General features: G+C 59.9%; 13 protein-coding genes. 5 read left to right on the top strand and 8 right to left on the bottom strand.

All coding sequences use genetic code 11. The features are described from left to right. Positions 1 to 45: 45 nt before the first annotated feature. From F8N43_RS25795 to nadE, 3 genes are all read left to right on the top strand, one after another. Entirely contained in the window at positions 46 to 957 is a 912-nt protein-coding gene (locus F8N43_RS25795; RefSeq protein WP_150639581.1) for a LysR family transcriptional regulator, read from the top strand. Positions 958 to 1,186: 229 nt separating this feature from the next. Continuing rightward, on the top strand, positions 1,187 to 2,413 hold the full coding sequence (pncB, locus tag F8N43_RS25790; RefSeq protein ID WP_150639580.1) for a nicotinate phosphoribosyltransferase: 1,227 nt from the start codon (positions 1,187 to 1,189) through the stop codon (positions 2,411 to 2,413). A 4-nt stretch (positions 2,414 to 2,417) separates the two neighbouring features. After that, positions 2,418 to 3,245, top strand: coding sequence for an ammonia-dependent NAD(+) synthetase (gene nadE, locus F8N43_RS25785; RefSeq protein ID WP_150632430.1), 828 nt, complete (start codon positions 2,418 to 2,420; stop codon positions 3,243 to 3,245). Positions 3,246 to 3,423: 178 nt separating this feature from the next. Here nadE and azu read toward each other — a convergent pair whose 3' ends face one another. Next, positions 3,424 to 3,870: an azurin gene (gene azu / locus F8N43_RS25780; RefSeq protein ID WP_150639579.1), complete on the bottom strand. Its 447-nt coding sequence runs from the start codon at positions 3,868 to 3,870 to the stop codon at positions 3,424 to 3,426. Between the two features lie 343 nt (positions 3,871 to 4,213). Here azu and F8N43_RS25775 point away from each other — a divergent pair, with 343 nt between their 5' ends. Both F8N43_RS25775 and F8N43_RS25770 read left to right on the top strand, forming a co-directional pair. Next, the gene (locus tag F8N43_RS25775; protein WP_150639578.1) at positions 4,214 to 4,801 is read left to right on the top strand and encodes a TIGR00730 family Rossman fold protein; all 588 of its coding nucleotides are present in this window, start codon (positions 4,214 to 4,216) and stop codon (positions 4,799 to 4,801) included. A gap of 68 nt (positions 4,802 to 4,869) precedes the next feature. Next, positions 4,870 to 5,061 (top strand): hypothetical protein, encoded by a 192-nt coding sequence (locus F8N43_RS25770; RefSeq protein WP_110660080.1) that lies wholly within the window; start codon positions 4,870 to 4,872, stop codon positions 5,059 to 5,061. Positions 5,062 to 5,205: 144 nt separating this feature from the next. Here the strand turns inward: F8N43_RS25770 and F8N43_RS25765 are convergent, their stop codons facing one another. The 7 genes from F8N43_RS25765 to dnaB form a co-directional block, all read right to left on the bottom strand. Then, positions 5,206 to 6,096: a transglutaminase family protein gene (locus F8N43_RS25765; protein WP_150639577.1), complete on the bottom strand. Its 891-nt coding sequence runs from the start codon at positions 6,094 to 6,096 to the stop codon at positions 5,206 to 5,208. Beyond that, positions 6,096 to 8,582 carry a circularly permuted type 2 ATP-grasp protein gene (locus F8N43_RS25760; protein WP_150632426.1) on the bottom strand — a complete coding sequence of 829 codons (2,487 nt, stop codon included), beginning with the start codon at positions 8,580 to 8,582 and terminating at the stop codon, positions 6,096 to 6,098. The genes F8N43_RS25765 and F8N43_RS25760 overlap by 1 nt, the downstream gene beginning before the upstream one ends. A gap of 88 nt (positions 8,583 to 8,670) precedes the next feature. Continuing rightward, positions 8,671 to 11,946, bottom strand: coding sequence for a DUF2126 domain-containing protein (locus tag F8N43_RS25755; RefSeq protein ID WP_150654538.1), 3,276 nt, complete (start codon positions 11,944 to 11,946; stop codon positions 8,671 to 8,673). A 190-nt stretch (positions 11,947 to 12,136) separates the two neighbouring features. Then, positions 12,137 to 12,586 carry a hypothetical protein gene (locus tag F8N43_RS25750; RefSeq protein ID WP_150654537.1) on the bottom strand — a complete coding sequence of 150 codons (450 nt, stop codon included), beginning with the start codon at positions 12,584 to 12,586 and terminating at the stop codon, positions 12,137 to 12,139. Continuing rightward, positions 12,583 to 13,503, bottom strand: a complete 921-nt coding sequence (locus F8N43_RS25745) for an NAD synthetase (RefSeq protein WP_150632423.1) — start codon at positions 13,501 to 13,503, stop codon at positions 12,583 to 12,585. Before F8N43_RS25745 ends, F8N43_RS25750 begins: the two co-directional genes overlap by 4 nt. Positions 13,504 to 13,717: 214 nt before the next feature. Continuing rightward, on the bottom strand, positions 13,718 to 16,021 hold the full coding sequence (locus tag F8N43_RS25740; RefSeq protein ID WP_150632422.1) for a YgiQ family radical SAM protein: 2,304 nt from the start codon (positions 16,019 to 16,021) through the stop codon (positions 13,718 to 13,720). Between the two features lie 193 nt (positions 16,022 to 16,214). Then, complete coding sequence (gene dnaB, locus F8N43_RS25730) at positions 16,215 to 17,609, bottom strand: replicative DNA helicase (protein ID WP_109627711.1); 1,395 nt, start codon at positions 17,607 to 17,609, stop codon at positions 16,215 to 16,217. Between the last annotated feature and the right edge of the window lie 68 nt (positions 17,610 to 17,677).

The following is a 17,677-nucleotide window of genomic DNA, read 5'->3' as shown; positions in this document are numbered from 1 at the left end:
GCTGCGAATTGCTGGTCAGCAAGAAACAAGAAAAAAGGACAACCCATGCTGAATAAACGCTACCTGCCGTCGATCACCGCGCTGCAGTGTTTCGAGGCCGTGACCCGGCATTTGAGTTTCACGCGGGCCGCCGAAGAGCTGAACCTGACCCAGAGCGCCGTCAGCAAGCAGGTCGCGCAACTCGAGGAATTGTTGCAGCACCTGTTGTTCCGTCGGGTGCGCCGACGCCTGCAAATGACCCCTGCCGGTGATTTGTACCTGGTGGAGGTACGAAAAATCCTCACGCAGGTCGAGATGTCGACCCATTACCTGCGTTCCTACGGCGGTGAGACCGAAGTCCTGCGCGTCTCGACGCCACCGACGTTCGGCGCCCGTTGGCTGGTGCCTCGCTTGAAAGGCTGGCGACTGCGTCATCCGTCGATTCATCTGGACCTGTGCAGCGAGCAGGAAGCCGATGACCTGCTGCAAGGTCGCAGCGATCTGGCGTTCTATTTCGGCCAGGGCTCACGGCCCCGCACCGAATGCCTGAAGTTGTTCGGCGAAGAGCTTGTTCCCGTGTGCGCACCGGGCAGCCTGCCGGCTACACCGTTCACTGATCCGACCCAACTCACCGACCTGGTCCTGCTGCAAAACGCCTCCCGACCGCAGGCCTGGCACGACTGGTTCGACAGCCAGGGCTACCACACCGAACACAGCTACCACGGGCCGCGCTTCGAGACCTTCTACATGTGCATCCGCGCCGCGCAGGTCGGCTGCGGCGTGGCGCTGTTGCCGCGGTTTCTGGTGGAAGAGGAATTGGCCGACGGCAAGCTGGTCATACCCTGGCAGCACGCGATGCCCAGTTCCGACGCCTATTACCTGGCCTATCCAGAGCACTCGGCGGAAGTGCCCAAAGTGCGGGATTTTGTGAAGTGGATGCTGGAGCAGGTTGATAGCCCGGACATGCCGCAAGCTTAAGCCTTCACACAATCCCCGGTGGTAGCGGGCCTGCTCGTGAAGGCGGCGTGTCAGACAACATCAAAGTCGACTGACAAACCGCTATCGCGAGCAGGCTCGCTACCACAGGGATCTGCTGCGGTATAAAAATCGCTGGCAATACCCGGCACTGATATGCGCCACTAGCCCCATTCATTGAAACAGCTGCAACGTCGCTGCCACAGGCGCGGCCAGCCTGGAGAACCCCGTTATGAGCGAGAGTGTGTTTGCCGATCGCATCGTGCAGAACCTGCTCGACACCGACTTCTACAAACTGACGATGATGCAGGCGGTGCTGCACAACTACCCGAACGTGGACGTCGAATGGGAGTTCCGTTGCCGCAACAGTGAAGATCTGCACCCGTACCTGGCGGAAATCCGCGTCCAGATCGAGCGCCTGGCCGAGTTGAGCCTGACCGCCGACCAGTTGAGTTTCATGGAGCGCATCAGCTTCATGAAGCCGGATTTCCTGCGGTTCCTCGGGTTGTTCCGCTTCAACCTGCGCTACGTCCACACCGGCATCGAAAACGGCGAATTGTTCATCCGCCTGCGCGGACCGTGGCTGCATGTGATCCTGTTCGAAGTGCCGCTGCTGTCCATCGTCAGCGAAGTGCGCAACCGCTATCGCTATCGCGAAATCGTACTGGAGCAGGCGCGTGAGCAGCTCTATCGCAAGTTCGACTGGCTGACCGCTAACGCCGGCAGCGACGAATTGTCGGAATTGCAGGTAGCCGATTTCGGTACTCGCCGTCGCTTTTCCTACCGAGTGCAGGAAGAAGTAGTGAACGTGCTCAAGCACGATTTCCCCGGTCGTTTCGTCGGCACCAGCAACGTGCATTTGTCCCGGGAACTGGACATGAAACCGCTGGGCACCATGGCTCACGAGTGGATCATGGCGCACCAGCAACTCGGCCCGCGGCTGATCGACAGCCAGATCGCCGCCCTCGATTGCTGGGTCCGCGAATACCGGGGTTTGCTCGGGATCGCCTTGACTGACTGCATCACCATGGATGCCTTCCTCAACGACTTCGACCTGTACTTCGCCAAACTCTTTGACGGCTTGCGCCATGACTCCGGGGATCCGGTGATCTGGGCAGAAAAGGCGATCGCCCACTATCAAAAGCTGGGCATCGACCCGATGAGCAAGACCCTGACGTTCTCCGACAGTCTGACGCTGCCCAAGGCGCTGGAAATATTTCGCGCATTACGCGGTCGGATCAATGTCAGCTTCGGCATCGGCACTAACCTGACGTGCGATATTCCAGGTGTCGAACCGATGAGCATCGTGCTTAAAATGGCGGCCTGCAACGGCCAACCGGTGGCAAAGATCTCCGACGAGCCTGGCAAGACTCACTGCAAAGACCCGAATTTCGTCGCCTACTTGCGACACGTTTTCAAAGTTCCTGCCGCCCTTTCCAGCACACCAAGCAAGGAGTGAATTCATGCAAGCCGTACAGCGTGAGATTGCTGAGCAGCTCAAGGTTCAACCCCCATTCGCCGACAAGGCCGCCCTCGAGGCAGAAATCGCCCGGCGCATTACCTTCATCCAGGATTGCCTGGTCAATTCCGGGCTCAAGACCCTGGTGCTTGGCATCAGCGGCGGCGTGGACTCCCTGACCGCCGGCCTGCTGGCCCAGCGCGCCATGTGTGAACTGCGTACCCGCACCGGTGATGACAACTACAAGTTCATCGCCGTGCGCCTGCCGTACGAAACCCAGTTCGATGAACACGACGCCCAGGCTTCGGTGGATTTCATCAAGCCGGACGAGCGTCACACCGTAAACATCGGCCCGGCGGTCAAGTCCCTGGCCAATGAAGTGGCAGCCTTCGAAGGCAAGCACGCGGTGTCGGTGGATTTCGTCCTCGGCAACACCAAGGCGCGGATGCGTATGGTCGCCCAGTACACCATCGCCGGCGCGGCCCATGGCCTGGTGATCGGCACCGACCACGCGGCAGAAGCGGTGATGGGGTTCTTCACCAAGTTCGGTGACGGTGCTTGCGACCTGGCCCCGTTGAGCGGTCTGGTGAAAAACCAGGTCCGGGCCATTGCCCGTAGTTTCGGCGCACCGGAATCGCTGGTGGAAAAAGTCCCGACCGCCGACCTGGAAGACCTGTCGCCGGGTAAACCGGACGAAGCGTCCCATGGCGTGACCTACGCCGAGATCGACGCGTTCCTGCACGGTGAGCCGGTGCGTGAGGAAGCGTTCAAGATCATTTGTGATACGTACAAAAAGACCCATCACAAGCGAGTGATGCCGTTTGCACCATAAGCAAGGCGGCGCCTGAACCGACCACATCGCTAGCAGGCTAGCTCCCACAGGGGACTTGCGGAGTGTCGCAGATCCACTGCGGGAGCTAGCCTGCTAGCGATGAACGATGACTCGGTCAAATGTCAGGCACAAAAAAAAGCGTCCCTCACAGGACGCTTTTTTTATGAGCCCGATTCGCTTATTTCAGCGTAACCGTGCCTTTCATCATCGAGATGTGGCCCGGGAACGAGCAGAAGAAGCCGTATTTCTCGGCAGCATCAAGCTTCGACACATCGAAAGTCACCGAATCGGTTTCCTTGGCACCGATGATTTTGGTGTGAGCGATAATGCGCGCATCACCTTCCTTCAGGTAGTTCTTGTCGATACCGGCAGCCAGGCCATCAGTGGCAATCGGCTGCATGTCAGCTTCTTTGCTCAGCACCCAGTTATGGCCCATCACATTTTTCGGCAGGTTGCCGGAATGGGTCAGTTCAACGGTGAAGGTTTTGCAGCTTTTGTCGATTTCAATGGCCTTGGTGTTGAAGGACATTTGGTCGGTGGAGTCGATGGTTGTCTTGCACTCGGCAGCCATCAATTGACTGCTGGCCAGTGTCAGCAGGGATACCGCAACAAGTTTGGCAAACATGGTGAATCTCCAAGGCAGGGTTAACAAAAGTGCGAATGGACAGAAGACTGCCTGAAAACTTCGCAAGTTCCTATGACCTGAATCAAAAATTGTATACAACTTTAGAGCTATGACACCTATCGAAACAATCTACCAGCCAGACGTCTAGGTCGGCCCTATCATCAGGTCGTCATCACTTATCCGGAGCGTCTGTCATGTCCATCAACAGCTTTTTGTGCAGTTTGCTCGCCGCTTACGCCTGTGGCGCCAGTGGCACCTGTGAAACGTCCCAACGCGCAGTTTAGACCTTGGAGCGCCGCGCCTCTGCCTTTACTCTGTGGCCATCCTGACCATGGAGTAAGGCATGTCTTTAGCATCCGTTTGTGTATTTTGCGGTGCCAGCACCGGCACCAACCCGGCTTATCGTGAAGCGGCTGTCGCCCTCGGGCGAGCATTGGCCGAGCGCAAGCTGACCCTGGTCTATGGCGGCGGCGCCGTCGGGTTGATGGGGATTGTGGCCGACGCCGCACTGGCGGCCGGCGGTGAGGTGATCGGGATCATCCCGCAAAGCCTCAAGGACAAGGAAATCGGCCACAGCGGCCTCACGCGCCTGGAAGTGGTCGACGGCATGCATGCGCGTAAGGCGCGGATGGCCGAGCTCAGTGACGCGTTCATCGCTCTGCCCGGTGGCCTGGGCACTCTGGAAGAACTGTTCGAAGTCTGGACCTGGGGTCAGCTCGGCTACCACGGTAAACCGCTGGGACTGCTGGAAGTGAACGGCTTCTATAGCAAATTGACCGGTTTTCTTGATCATATCGTCGGCGAAGGCTTCGTTCGAGAAGCACACCGTGACATGCTGCAAGTGAGCGAATCGCCGCAAAACCTGCTCGATGCCCTGGACGCCTGGCAGCCAACAGTAGTGCCAAAGTGGACAGAGCAAAAACCCAGCTAACGGCTCGGCACCGATACAGGGCAGAATATGCGCCGCTCAACCTCACCTTCGACCCCAGAGGATCGCCCATGGCTAAACCTAATTATTCCTTCGCCAAACGTCAGAGAGACTTGGCCAAGGAGCAGAAGAAAGAGGAAAAGCTTCAGCGCAAGAAAGCTACAGCTGAAGAAGAAGCCGCCGCACTGAACCCGGAAGCAGAGGGTGAAGTGGCCGCAGAAAGTGATGTTGAAGCACCGAAAGATCAGGCGCCCGACGCCTGAGACCCTCAGGGCCCGATGATCTGATCAGGCCCACCGGATCTGTGTCCAGGGTCAGCAGCGATGTTGCTGACCCTCACAGACCAGTCTGAAATACCTCCATCCCGAAAGAACTGCACATCCGCTTACTCCTACTGGGGATCTGCGTTACTCCAGTGGCATCACGGTGACCCGGACTTCGGGATCGTGATTTCCGCCCCCCAGTATGACCCCACGCAACGGCGAAACATCCGAAAAATCCCGGCCCCAGGCCAAGGTGATGTGCTCCAGCGCCGGTTGCACATTGTTGGTCGGATCGAAATCCACCCAACCCAATACCGGGCAAAACACTGAAACCCAGGCGTGCGATGCATCGGCACCGATCAGCCGTGGCTGGCCCGGTGGTGGCTGAGTCAGCAGATAGCCGCTGATGTAACGGGCCGCCAACCCACGGGAACGCACGCAAGCGAGCATCAGGTGAGCGAAGTCCTGGCATACCCCGCGCCGGCGCTCCAGCACTTCCACCAGTGGAGTTGCCACTTGAGTGGCTTCGGCATCGAAAGTGAATTCACTGAAGATTTTTTCCATCAGCGCCTGAACGCCGAGCAACAACGGCCGGCCCGCCGGAAAACAGCTTTCCGAGAACTCGACGAAATTGCGCTTCAAATGCACATAGGGCGATTCGAACCGGTAGCGGCACGCTTCGAGCACGTCAGGCGAAAGCGGCTGACTGCTGTAGGTCAGTGCGTTGCGGGTATCTTCCCAGGCCGGCGATTGATTGAAATCCAGCGTTGGCCGGGCCAACACTTCAACGGTAAGGCTGGCATTGACCAGCAACTCATCGTGAGGCCGTTCGAACGCCAGCCGGGTCAGCGGATTGCCGAAGACGTCCAGCTCATCGCGACGTGCCGTCGGGTCAGGGCTGATCTGCAATCGTTGCTGGGTACAACGCTGCCAGGCGCAAGAACGCGGCCACAGGTGCGCCAACTGCTGAGCGAGCGACACCGGGCTGTCGTAGTGATAATGGGTGTCGTGAAAAATCTGGTAATGGGCGCTCATCAGACGGACACCGTACGCTGGCTGACATCATCGACATGGGCGAAATGGCGCAATGCCAAACGATCCGACACCTGCCCGCTCGCGTCGGCAATCTCTTGCAGCAGATCAGCCAAGCCATTGATGGCAGCGCGCACGCTGGCTTCACCAAACAGCGAATTCTCCAGACACCCCAGATCAAAGCGCGCCAGACGCTCCACCAGCAGCGGCAAGCCTGCTTCGCGCGGCACGCCAAAGTCATCGTTCAAGCGTTTAAGGGTACGGGTCACCAGCTTCAACTGGAACAGCACCGCATGAGGGTTCTGCTCGTCGAGGAGTAACAAGTCCAGCACCGGGATCAATTGCGCCACCGCCAGATACCGCGAGCGGTAGGTGATGCTGCTGTTGCCCAGTTCCAGCAGCCATTCCAGTCCGGCCTGATCGAAGGCACCGCTGCCGCGCAGGAACGCCGCCAGGCTACCGCTGAGAAATTGCAGGCGTTCGATCCGTCGACCGATCATCAGGAAGCGCCAGCCTTCGTCCCGGGTCATGTCGTCCAGCGCAAAACCCGACAGCGCCGCCAGCGACATCACCAGACGGTTGAGAAAGTCCAGCAACTCGCCGAAATCCGGTTCTTCGGTTTCCAGTTCAACGGCCTCACGCTGCAACTCCACCAGCGCCTGCCAGTTTTCCCGCGAGAGCTTGCCGCGCACTTGCGACGCAGCCCACTGCAAGCGCTGCAGGTTGGAACGCAGGCTGAACGGCCAATCGTCGCCGAGCAGCGCCGCCAACAACCGTTCAGGCAACTCGCCTTCATCAGGCAGCAATATCAGCCGCTCACCCAGATCGACCGCGGCCTCCAGCGCTTGCGGGTCATCGCCATCGACGTAGCGCGCCAGCATGATCCGCAGCAATCGCGCACTGTCATCGCAGCGCTCGCAGTAACGGCCGAACCAGAACAGGTTTTCCACCACCCGCGACGGCAGATACGGATCGCGCCGCACCAGATCATGCACGCCGATGTTGCGCTGGGCTTTCCATTGTTCACCGCTCGGAGGCCGATCCCCCAGCACCCAAGTGTCCTTGCTCGCGCCGCCGCGTTGCATCGACACCACTTCAGCGTCGGCCTCTGCGGCCACCCGGGTCAAACCGCCGGGCAAAACCCGATACCCGTCGCGACTCGCCACCGCATAAACACGCATGCCGATGGCCCGGGGTTGCAACTGGCCACCCTCGGCCTGCCAGATCGGCGCCTGGGACAATTGCGCCAGTTCTTGCGCCACATAGGCGTAGGGGCGCGCCTGCATGCGCTCAGAGAGACTCTGGCGCTGCTTTTCACTCAAATCACGGCCAAACACCGGCACGAAGCTCTGTGACGGGAACGCTGGCTTGATCAGCAATTCCGGCAATTTTTCCAACGCCTGGGCCAGCACCGGCGCTTCGCCACACCACCACGTGGCGATAGAGGGCAGGATCAGCTCTTCGCCGAACAGGAACTGGTTGATCTTGGGCAAGAAGCCCAACAGTCCCGGCGACTCGAGAACGCCGCTGCCCAGAGCGTTGGCCACCAGCACTCGCCCCTGTCGCACGGCTTCGAGCAGGCCCGGCACACCGAGTGCAGAGTCGGTGCGCAGTTCCAGCGGGTCGCAGAAATCGTCGTCGAGCCGGCGCATGATCGCGTGGACCCGGCGCAGGCCGCTCAAGGTTTTCAGGTAGACCGTGGCATCGCGCACGGTGAGGTCGCCGCCCTCCACCAACGGATAACCAAGCTGTCGCGCCAGATACAAATGTTCAAAATAGCTTTCGTTGAAACGCCCCGGCGTCAGCAGCACCACCAGTGGCACTTCATCGTCGCTCGGCGCCTGACGGGCCAGGGTTTCCTGAAGCGTGCGGAAGAACCCGGCCAGGTGTTGCACCTTCAAATCGCGGTACAACTCGGGAAAGGCCCGGGACACGATCGTGCGGTTTTCCAGGGCGTAACCGGCGCCGGAGGGTGCCTGAGTCCGATCCGCCGTGACCCACCAGCGACCGTCGGGCGTGCGCGCCAGATCCACGGCATACAGATGCAAAAAGGCCCCGTCGGGCGGCGTGATGCCCTGACAGGGCCAGAGGAAGTTGTTGTGACCGAATACCAGCTCGGCAGGCAAAAGACCTTCGGCGATCAGCCGTTGCGGCCCGTACAGATCGGCCAGCACCGCGTTCAGCAGACGCGCCCGTTGGGCAATGCCCGCCGACAACTGCTCCCATTCATCAGCGGCGATCACGTGCGGCAGCAGGTCCAGTTCCCACGGTCGGTCCGCGCCCTTGGGGTCGGCGTAGACGTTGTAGGTCACGCCGTTTTCCTGGATCTGCCGGGTCAGCAGCGCCTGACGCTGCACCAGCTGCGCTGGCGTGCTGCGTTGCAACTGGTCGAACAACCGACGCCAGTGGGGGCGCACGGCGCCACTGTCGTCGAGCAGTTCGTGATAAGTGCCCGCCGTAAGCGGGTAGCGGTCAAGCAGATCAGGCATGGAAAGCTCGGCAGACAGCAAGGAACGGTCAGACTAACGCAGGCTCATGACGCCCGGATATACGAAAAATCCGAGCGTCGCGTACGGTTTAGAAACGTCGCAAATCGAGAGTCATCGGCAGCTCGTCGTTAATTTCCAGAATCGGTATAGGAAGTTTCCCTGGGCTGTGTCCGATGCGGAAGAAACGCGCCATCCTCCGACTCTCGGCTTCATTGGCGTTCACCGGCAAGCTGTCATAGTTGCGCCCGCCCGGATGGGCGACGTGGTACTGACAGCCCCCCAGCGAACGTTGCATCCAGGTGTCGAGCAGGTCGAACACCAACGGCGCGTGGACGGGAATGGTCGGTTGCAGGCAGTTGGCCGGCTGCCAGGCACGAAAGCGTACGCCCGCGACGAATTCGCCAACCCGCCCGGTCGGCTGCAAGGGCACGGGAACGCCATTGCACGTCAGCAAATAACGTTGCGGCGCCAGGCCGGTGAGCTTCACTTGCAAGCGCTCCAGGGACGAATCCACGTAGCGCACCGTGCCGCCAACCGCGCCCTCTTCACCCAGCACATGCCAAGGCTCCAGCGCCTGACGCACTTCCAGCTCGATGCCGCTGACGGCGTAATCGCCAACCTTGGGAAAGCGAAATTCCAGATGCGCCGCGAACCACTCGGCCCGCACCGGATAACCCGAGGCATTGAGGTCCACGATGACGTCGGCGAAATCCTGCTCGATAAAGTGTGGCAACAGGAACCGGTCATGCAGCTCAGTGCCCCAACGTGCCAGTTTCGGCGGTGCGTAAGGCTCGCGCCAGAACCGCGCGACCAGCGCCCTCAACAGCAATTGCTGAGCCAGGCTCATGCGCGCATGGGGCGGCATTTCAAACGCGCGCAGCTCCAGCAAGCCAAGACGCCCCGTCGCGCCGTCGGGCGAATAGAGTTTGTCGATGCAGAACTCGGCGCGATGCGTGTTGCCGGTCACGTCGATCAGCAGGTTGCGCAGCAGCCGGTCGACCAGCCATGGCGCGCATTCCTCGCCGGGTTCAGGCATCTGGGCAAAGGCAATTTCCAGCTCGTACAACGCATCGTTGCGGGCTTCGTCGACGCGCGGCGCCTGGGACGTCGGGCCGATGAACAATCCGGAAAACAGGTAGGACAAGGACGGATGGTTATGCCAGTAACTGATGAGGCTGCGCAGCAAATCCGGACGACGAAGAAAAGGTGAGTCAGCCGGTGTCGCGCCGCCCAGTACGAAATGGTTACCGCCACCGGTGCCGGTGTGCCGGCCGTCGATCATGAATTTTTCGGTGGTCAGCCGAGTCTGGCGCGCTTCTTCGTAGAGAAACTCGGTGCGCTCGACCAACTCATCCCAAGTCGCGGACGGCTGTACGTTGACCTCGATCACGCCAGGATCCGGGGTGATGCGGAAGTTGCTCAGGCGTGGATCGCTCGGCGGCTCATAGCCTTCCAGCAGCACCGGGCAATGCAGTTCCTGAGCGGTGGCCTCGATCGCAGTGACCAGTTCCAGGTAATCCTCGACCCGCTCCAGCGGTGGCATGAACAAGTACAACCGCCCTTCCCGTGCCTCGGCGCAGAACGCAGTGCGCGTCAGCCAATCGGCGGATTCGTCGACTTTCAGATCGCGCTCGACCGCCTCGGCTGCAGCTGCGGGGCTGTTCAACTGTTGAGTGTCTGGAAGCGCCGGGAATTCCTGATTGGGGTCGTTGGGATAGATGAAGGGATACTCGGCGGCTTTCACCCACGGCTGCGAACCCAGTGGCAAGCGATAACCCAGTGGCGAATCCCCCGGTACCAATCGGCAGTGCTCGTCGCGCAGATACCAGCGACCGCTTTGCCACTGATCGCCCTTGGCCGTGCGCGCCAGTGGCAGCACCTGGCCGATCACTTTATCCAGGCCCTGACTGAAGACTTTGCGCAATCGCGCACGCTCCAGCGGCTCTTCCAGACGCGAATCTTCGGCGCTGACGTTCTGCGGCAAAGTGCCTTCGCGCCAGAGGTAATAGAAATTGTCTTCGTAGGCCGGGAACACAAAACGCGTCGGAATTTTCAGGCGTTCAGCGACACTCGCCAGAAAACGCCCGGCCAGTTCGCCATCGGCGCCGTAGTCTTCCTGCTCATCGGCAATCAGCGCGCTGTTGTGCCAGATTGGCACGCCATCGCGGCGCCAATAGCAATTGAGCGACCAGCGCGGCAGTTGCTCGCCGGGGTACCACTTGCCCTGACCGAAATGCACCAGCCCTTTGGGCGCGTAACGCTTGCGCATGCGCTGGAACAGTTCGGCGGACAGGCGACGCTTGTCCGGCCCGAGCGCCGCAGTGTTCCACTCGGCGCCGTCCGGGTCGTCGATGGAGACGAAGGTCGGCTCGCCGCCCATGGTCAGGCGCACGTCACCTTCCAGCAAGTCGGCATCAATCTGCCGGCCCAGCGCCTGGATCGCCAGCCATTGATCTTCGGTGTAGGGCTTGGTGACGCGCGGCGCCTCCCAAATCCGTTCCACGGACATTTCGTGGGTGAACTCGCACTCGCACGGTTCCACCAGGCCACTGATCGGTGCCGCAGAGCCCGGATCGGGACTACACGCCAACGGAATGTGTCCTTCACCGGCGAACAGCCCTGACGTCGCGTCCAGGCCGATCCAGCCCGCACCGGGCAAATAAACCTCGCACCAGGCGTGCAGGTCAGTGAAGTCCACTTCGGTGCCAGAAGGGCCGTCGAGACTTTTGACATCGGCGGTGAGTTGAATCAGATAGCCGGAGACAAAACGTGCCGCCAGCCCCAGGTTGCGCAGCAGTTGTACCAACAGCCATGCCGAGTCGCGGCAGGAACCGGAGGCGTGCTCAAGGGTGTGCTCGGGCGTCTGCACGCCTGGCTCCATACGGATCAGGTAACCGATGTCTTCGCTCAGGCGCTGATTGAGCGCGACGAGGAAGTCCACACTCGGCAGCGGCGTGCGGTCGATGCCGTCCAGATAGGCCTTGAACTTTGGTGTAAGGGGCAAGGTTTCCAGGTACGGCGCCAGTTCCTTGCGCTCATCCGCAGCGTAAGTGAACGGGATTTTTTCCGCGTAGGGTTCGAGGAAGAAGTCGAACGGATTGAACACTGCCATTTCCGCCAGCAGATCGACTTCGATCCGCAGCTCAGTGGTTTTCTCCGGGAACACCAACCGTGCCAGGTAATTGCCCTGAGGGTCCTGCTGCCAGTTAATGAAATGCTGCTCGGGTGAGACTTTCAGCGCATACGACAGTATCCGCGTACGACTGTGGGCAGCCGGGCGCAGGCGAACAATCTGCGGACCGAGCTCAACGGCGCGGTCGTAGCGGTAATGCGTGACGTGGTGCAATGCGACATGAATCGACACGGCGTGCCTCCTGCGAGCCTGGACGTTATCGAAAGCGGCGCAAGACTTATGCCAGAGCGGCGGTCATTGCGCTTTATCAACAGACGCCGGTGCAGTACAGCACCAAAACGGCGCCGTGGCTGCGGTTATAGTGCGAGGGCTGCACATATTTGTGGCGCACGTGTGAGGGGCGGGTGCTGAATCTAACCAACTAACGGGCTTTGTGCTTTGCAATAAGAGCTTGGCGCAAGTGACGTACTTCAAGCAGTTTCTGGCGCATCTCGCGGTGACGTTTGCTGTTGAGCAGCAATAGCGCCAGCAGTGGGAACAGCAACGTCACAGCATAAATCAGGGGTTGCACCTCATATGCAATGGTGGGCAATACCCCAAGAAAACAAAGGGCCAGGAGCACGACCAGAGGCCGCACCCATTGCGGGCGACCGCGTGCGACCATGAAATTGCAGTGCACGACGATGAGGGTCAGCGCGATCCCCCCGAAAAAAGAGTACTTGGCGTTGTCAGCCAACGGAAGGTTTCGAAAATAGCTTTCGAAAAATAAAGACACCGCAAAGACCAGGGTAAAAATTGACGCGAATATTGCCCCCATGAAGACCGGGAAATACTTCGATAGAAAATTGCGAATGCTGGGCAGCTCATTCATTGCTCAGCCTCCTCGTACAGGCCTACGGCAATGGTGCGGACATTCCCCGAAATTGCACTGCCGGTAAAACCGATAGCGGCGCCCAAGGCGTCTTTTATCTGAGTGACCGTTGCATGCTTGACCTCGGTGGGTGTGAAACGCTTGGGCAATTCACCCGACAATTGCTTCAACTTGATCATCTTCGACGTCAAGCGCGGGTCGTTAATGCTCAATAGTTCTTTGGTCAGTTTGGCACGCTCCTGTCGATTCAACCCCCTGAGCACTTCCCTGACACTTTTCCCGGTCGTGGCCTTATTCATCCTGACCAGTTTGAGCGTTGTCAGCGTGGATGCGCCTACCCCGACCAGGGACGCAGCATCCAGCGCAATCATGGTGTACCGGTACCACTCTTCGCTGTCGAGCTCATCGTTACGGGCAGGGTTGACGATCTCATTGCGGGTCCGATAGCCGCTGGCGAAACACTGTACTGAGCTGGCAGCCGCAGCGGTATAACCGAGCGCAGCGACCACCGTACTTGCCCCTGCCGAAAACGGAATAGCCACGGAGCCACTGAGCACTACGATCCAGCCGATCACTGCACCCACGCACGATAAGCTGGTGTTGACTGCCTCACCAACCAGGCGCGATTCGCGCGGATTGTCCCGCACCTGCTGGGCGAATTGAGCAGGCGCAATGTACTTCTGCGCCTCGCGCAAAATGATTCGCTTGGGCCTGATACTGCATATCGGTTTGAACTCGCGCAGGGTCACTACGTTGAATTCGGCGTCGATGTACACCACGCCCGCGCCGACGATTCCGGGATCGGCGTCGATGGCGGCGAACAGGCGTGGCAGGTTGATCTGGCTGTCGATGCGTTGACGGGCCATGAACTGGGAGGGGCTGAAGTCCATGCCGATACCCGGTAAGGGGTTGCTCATGTGAATCGTCCTTGAAAATCGGGGTGAGATCTTTATTGCCTGTACCGCCTTCAACGCAGGCGAACCCGGCTCCCTCAGGCTGTGGCGTTGTACAGGGAAATCAATTATCCCGGCGAGCCATTTAAGCGAGCATCACCTTAGCAAACGGACCGCACACTCGCTAGAAAACAAAACGCCAGCACTAAGGCTGGCGTTTTGCGATAGGGCGCGCAGATTAACGCGGCACAACCGGCTTGCGCGCAGGCTTGGGCCCCTTGCCTTTGGCCGCATCCTTGCGCTCCTTGGCTGCCTGCTGGTTGCGGGCGAATGCCGCTGCCTTGGCCTGCTCACGCTTGTCCCACGGATTGCCGCCATCGCTGGCGCGCGGTGGCAAACCAGTGTGCTGGGTCAGGATCTTGGTGGTCTTCTCACCCGCGACTTTATGGCTACCGGCTGGCGTCGAGTTCTTGCGACGGGCGCTCTGGTAGCTGTCGGTTGCCGGCTGATGCAGCGGGATCAATTGGTCCTTGCCCGGCCCGATCAGGTCGGCGCGGCCCATGCGGGTCAGCGCTTCACGCAACATCGGCCAGCCTTTCGGGTCGTGATAACGCAAGAACGCCTTGTGCAGACGACGCTGCTCTTCGCTCTTGACGATGGTCACGCTGTCGCTCTTGTAAGTCACCTTGCGCAACGGGTTCTTGCCCGAGTGGTACATCGCGGTGGCGGTGGCCATCGGCGACGGGTAGAACGCCTGCACCTGATCGGCACGGAAGCCATTGCCCTTGAGCCACAGGGCCAGGTTCATCATGTCTTCGTCGGTGGTGCCCGGGTGAGCGGCGATGAAGTACGGAATCAGGTACTGCTCTTTCCCGGCTTCCTTGGTGTACTTCTCGAACATGCGCTTGAACTTGTCATAGCTGCCGATGCCCGGTTTCATCATCTGGTTGAGCGGACCTTCCTCGGTGTGTTCCGGGGCGATCTTCAGGTAACCACCAACGTGGTGGGTCACCAGCTCCTTGACGTATTCCGGCGACTCGACCGCGAGGTCGTAACGCAGGCCGGAAGCGATCAAAATCTTCTTCACGCCCGGCAACGCACGGGCGCTGCGATACAACTGGATCAGCGACGAGTGATCGGTGTTCAGGTTCGGGCAGATGCCAGGGAACACGCACGATGGCTTGCGGCACGCGGATTCGATTTCCGGGGTCTTGCAGGCGATGCGGTACATGTTCGCGGTCGGGCCGCCGAGGTCGGAAATGACGCCGGTGAAGCCTGGGACCTTGTCGCGGATCTCTTCGATTTCGCGAATGATCGACTCTTCGGAACGGTTCTGGATGATCCGGCCTTCGTGCTCGGTGATCGAGCAGAAGGTGCAGCCGCCGAAGCAGCCACGCATGATGTTCACCGAGAAGCGGATCATGTCGTAGGCAGGGATTTTTTCCTTGCCGTACGCCGGATGCGGGACACGGGCGTAAGGCATGCCGAACACGTAGTCCATTTCATCGGTGGTCATCGGAATCGGCGGCGGGTTGAACCAGACGTCGACTTCGCCATGCTTCTGCACCAGCGCGCGGGCGTTGCCCGGGTTGGTTTCGAGGTGCAACACGCGGTTGGCGTGTGCGTAGAGCACCGCATCGCCACGGACTTTCTCGACCGACGGCAGACGAATCACCGTCTTGTCGCGGGTCATTTTCGGGCTGGCCAGAATCTGCACGACTTTGGCTTCGCTCGGGTCTTCAACCGGGCCCTTTTCCTGCTCGATGGCGCAGGCCTGGGTGTCCTGGGTGTTGACGTACGGGTTGATAATCTTGTCGACCTTGCCCGGACGGTCGATGCGCGTGGAGTCGACTTCGTACCAGTCTTTCGGCGTATCGCGGCGGATGAACGCAGTGCCGCGCACGTCGGTAATGTCTTCGATCTTGTGACCGTAAGACAGACGCTGAGCGACTTCGACGATCGCACGCTCGGCGTTGCCGTAGAGCAGGATATCGGCACAGGCGTCGATCAGGATCGAGTTGCGTACCCGGTCCTGCCAGTAGTCGTAGTGGGCGATGCGGCGCAGGGAAGCTTCGATGCCGCCAAGTACGATCGGCACATTCTTGTAGGCTTCCTTGCAGCGCTGGCTGTACACCAGGCTCGCGCGGTCCGGACGCTTACCCGCCATGCCACCGGGGGTGTAGGCGTCATCGGAACGGATTTTTTTGTCGGCGGTGTAGCGGTTGATCATCGAATCCATGTTGCCGGCCGCGACGCCGAAAAACAGGTTCGGCTCGCCGAGCTTCATGAAATCGTCTTTGGACTGCCAGTTCGGTTGGGCAATGATCCCGACGCGGAAGCCTTGCGACTCCAGCAGCCGGCCGATGATCGCCATGCCGAACGACGGGTGGTCAACGTAGGCATCACCGGTGACGATGATGATGTCGCAGGAATCCCAGCCAAGCTGATCCATCTCCTCCCTGCTCATCGGCAGGAATGGCGCCGGACCGAAACATTCGGCCCAGTACTTGGGATAATCAAATAACGGCTTGGCTGTTTGCATGACGATGACCGGTGTTGAGATGAAAAATCGCGGGCGCGGAATATAGCACAAAAAATGACCAATTCCGACGGCTATGGTCGGAAATTACGGACGACCCATGTGGGAGCGAGCCTGCTCGCGATAGGGGTGTGTCAGTCGACATTGATGTTGTCTGGCACACTGCTATCGCGAGCAGGCTCGCTCCCACAGGTTTTTATTCGTCGTCGAAGTTGTAGCTACCCGGCGCCAGGTTTTCGAAGCGGGTGTACTTACCGATGAACGCCAGTCGCGACGTGCCGATCGGGCCGTTCCGCTGCTTGCCGATGATGATTTCGGCGATGCCTTTGTGCTCGGTTTCCGGGTGATAAACCTCATCCCGGTAAACGAACATGATCACGTCAGCATCCTGCTCGATCGCTCCGGATTCCCGGAGGTCGGAGTTGATCGGGCGTTTGTTCGGACGTTGCTCCAGAGAGCGGTTGAGCTGGGACAGCGCCACCACCGGGCAGTTGAACTCCTTGGCCAAGGCTTTCAAGGAACGGGAGATCTCGGAAATCTCGTTGGTCCGGTTATCGCCGCCGGAACCCGGGATCTGCATCAGCTGCAGGTAGTCGATCATGATCAGCGCGACATCGCCGTGCTCACGCACCAGACGCCGGGTCCGCGCACGCATTTCCGAAGGGCTGATACCCGCCGTATCGTCGATGAACAGCTTGCGGTCGTTGAGCAGGTTGACCGCCGAGGTCAGGCGCGGCCAATCGTCGTCGTCCAGTCGACCGGCACGGACCTTGGTTTGGTCGATGCGGCCGAGAGACGAGAGCATACGCATGATCAGCGATTCGCCTGGCATCTCCAGCGAGTAAACCAATACACACTTGTCGCTGCGCAACACGGCGTTTTCCACCAGGTTCATCGCAAAGGTGGTTTTACCCATGGATGGACGGCCGGCGACGATGATCAGGTCGGACGGCTGCAGGCCGCTGGTCTTCTCATCGAGGTCGGTGTAACCGGTGGACAGGCCCGTGATGGCGTTATCGGTGTTGAACAAGGTGTCGATGCGGTCGATGGCCTTGGTCAGCAGGTCATTCACGCTCACCGGGCCGCCCGTTTTAGGCCGCGCCTCGGCGATCTGGAAGATCTGCCGCTCGGCCTCGTCGAGAATCTCTTCCGCGGTACGGCCTTCCGGGTTGAAGGCACTGTCGGCAATCTCGGTGGCGATGCCGATCAACTGCCGCAATGTCGCCCGCGCCCGGACGATTTGCGCATAAGCCTTGATGTTGGCGACGGACGGCGTGTTTTTTGCCAGTTCACCGAGGTAACCGAGGCCACCGACCTGCGAGGTCTGACCTTCCTTGTCCAATTGCTCGGCAAGGGTCACGACGTCGATCGGGGAGTTCTGGTCGGCGAGCTTGGCGATCGCGCGGAAGATCAGGCGGTGGTCATGCCGATAGAAATCGCCGTCGGAGACTTGATCGAGCACGCGTTCCCAGGCGTTGTTGTCCAGCATCAGACCACCGAGCACGGCCTGTTCGGCCTCGATGGAATGCGGCGGCACCTTCAGGGCAGCTGTTTGCAGATCGTATTGCTCGGGAGCGGAGATATCGTTCATGGCCACTTGGTTATATTAGAAAAGCAGGGTGTGAAAAACAGGAACTGCAGAAAGACAAAGGGCACGAC

This window comes from Pseudomonas fluorescens (assembly GCF_902498065.1).
Lineage (GTDB): Bacteria > Pseudomonadota > Gammaproteobacteria > Pseudomonadales > Pseudomonadaceae > Aquipseudomonas > Aquipseudomonas fluorescens_BJ.
Note: the sequence above shows the minus strand (reverse complement) of the source record. Positions and strands in the feature narration are given on the sequence as shown.

Bases quoted from the DNA above. Each gene is read 5' to 3' on its own strand.
- F8N43_RS25795 (WP_150639581.1), top strand. From the start codon at position 46: ATGCTGAATAAACGCTACCTGCCGTCGATCACCGCGCTGCAGTGTTTC.
- pncB (WP_150639580.1), top strand. From the start codon at position 1,187: ATGAGCGAGAGTGTGTTTGCCGATCGCATCGTGCAGAACCTGCTCGAC.
- nadE (WP_150632430.1), top strand. From the start codon at position 2,418: ATGCAAGCCGTACAGCGTGAGATTGCTGAGCAGCTCAAGGTTCAACCC.
- azu (WP_150639579.1), bottom strand. From the start codon at position 3,870: ATGTTTGCCAAACTTGTTGCGGTATCCCTGCTGACACTGGCCAGCAGT.
- F8N43_RS25775 (WP_150639578.1), top strand. From the start codon at position 4,214: ATGTCTTTAGCATCCGTTTGTGTATTTTGCGGTGCCAGCACCGGCACC.
- F8N43_RS25770 (WP_110660080.1), top strand. From the start codon at position 4,870: ATGGCTAAACCTAATTATTCCTTCGCCAAACGTCAGAGAGACTTGGCC.
- F8N43_RS25765 (WP_150639577.1), bottom strand. From the start codon at position 6,096: ATGAGCGCCCATTACCAGATTTTTCACGACACCCATTATCACTACGAC.
- F8N43_RS25760 (WP_150632426.1), bottom strand. From the start codon at position 8,582: ATGCCTGATCTGCTTGACCGCTACCCGCTTACGGCGGGCACTTATCAC.
- F8N43_RS25750 (WP_150654537.1), bottom strand. From the start codon at position 12,586: ATGAATGAGCTGCCCAGCATTCGCAATTTTCTATCGAAGTATTTCCCG.
- F8N43_RS25745 (WP_150632423.1), bottom strand. From the start codon at position 13,503: ATGAGCAACCCCTTACCGGGTATCGGCATGGACTTCAGCCCCTCCCAG.
- F8N43_RS25740 (WP_150632422.1), bottom strand. From the start codon at position 16,021: ATGCAAACAGCCAAGCCGTTATTTGATTATCCCAAGTACTGGGCCGAA.
- dnaB (WP_109627711.1), bottom strand. From the start codon at position 17,609: ATGAACGATATCTCCGCTCCCGAGCAATACGATCTGCAAACAGCTGCC.